This is a genomic window from Methylophaga sp. UBA5088 (assembly GCF_002414625.1).
GTDB lineage: Bacteria > Pseudomonadota > Gammaproteobacteria > Nitrosococcales > Methylophagaceae > Methylophaga > Methylophaga marina.
This window is the reverse complement of sequence record NZ_DIAC01000036.1, coordinates 39,807-40,977: the sequence shown is the minus strand read 5'-3', so window position 1 is coordinate 40,977 and position 1,171 is coordinate 39,807. Positions and strand designations below refer to the sequence as shown.

2 protein-coding genes are annotated in these 1,171 nt (G+C 43.8%); both read left to right on the top strand.

The window, feature by feature from the left end; genetic code table 11:
* Positions 1-491: protein adenylyltransferase SelO family protein (locus B4K20_RS05115; RefSeq protein WP_289282115.1), on the top strand; the 491-nt coding region annotated here is incomplete at its 5' end.
* A 21-nt stretch (positions 492-512) separates the two neighbouring features.
* A partial coding sequence (locus B4K20_RS05110; protein WP_289282114.1) for a PQQ-dependent sugar dehydrogenase occupies positions 513-1,171 on the top strand: 659 nt, incomplete at its 3' end.

Sequence of the window (1,171 nt, the reverse complement as noted above, 5' to 3'; positions counted from 1 at the left end):
CGTTTAACGCAGCTGATGAAGAGTTACATCAAGAACTGAATCGCATCATGCAGCTCACCGAAACCGATATGACCTTATTTTATCGGCATTTAGCTGATATTCGCATCGAAGATAAAGACAAAACAGATGATGAGATTCTTTCGCCCATCATGGTGGCTTTTTACTCACCGGATGCATTGACTCAAGCAGACAAAGAAGATATCGCACAATGGCTAAGAACCTATCTTGGTCGTGTTGAGGAAGACGGTATCAGCGATGACAAGCGACAGAGCAAAATGAATGCGATCAACCCGAAATATGTGTTGCGTAATTATTTGTCACAGCTGGCCATTGATAAGGCTGAGCAAGGCGATCCCAGTCTCATAAACGAACTATTAGATGTGATGCGCCATCCCTATGATGAGCAACCTCAATATGAACAATACGCGGCTAAACGCCCTGACTGGGCCAGGAACAAACCCGGCTGTTCCATGCTCTCATGTAGTTCATAGTCAATTAATAAGGAAATGACAGTGAAACTCGCCAAGACACTCTCCGCGTTTGCCCTTATTTTCAGTAGCCAGTTTATCGCTGCAGATATCACTCGGGATAAAGACCTGACCATCGAAAAGTTAACAACAGATATTTCTCTTGGTTGGGGAATGGATTATCTGAATAACAAAACCCTACTTATTACCAGTCGCGAGGGTCAGTTATTTCAATACGATTTTGACACACACCAAAAAACGGAAATCCAAGGCTTACCTGAGGATATTCTGGTAGAAGGCCAAGGCGGTCTATTTGATGTTAAACACGCGCCGGACTTTGATAAAACAGGCTGGATTTATTTCAGTCATGCCAAAGACATTGATGGTGAGGGAGCAACTACACTCGCCAGAGCTAAACTGGATAACAATAAACTCATCGACTGGCAAGAATTACTGGTAACTCAATCTCGTACAGGCAACGACGTCCATTATGGTGGTCGTATTACTTTTGATGGTCAAGGCCATATTTTCCTGTCTGTGGGTGATCGTGGTGAGCGTCCAAACGGACAAAATTTAATGACTCATGCCGGCAGCATTTTACGACTGAATATGGATGGCACTGCAGCATCCGATAATCCATTTATTAATCAAGACAAGGCTCTGCCTGAAATTTGGAGCTATGGCCACCGTAACCCTCAAGGTTT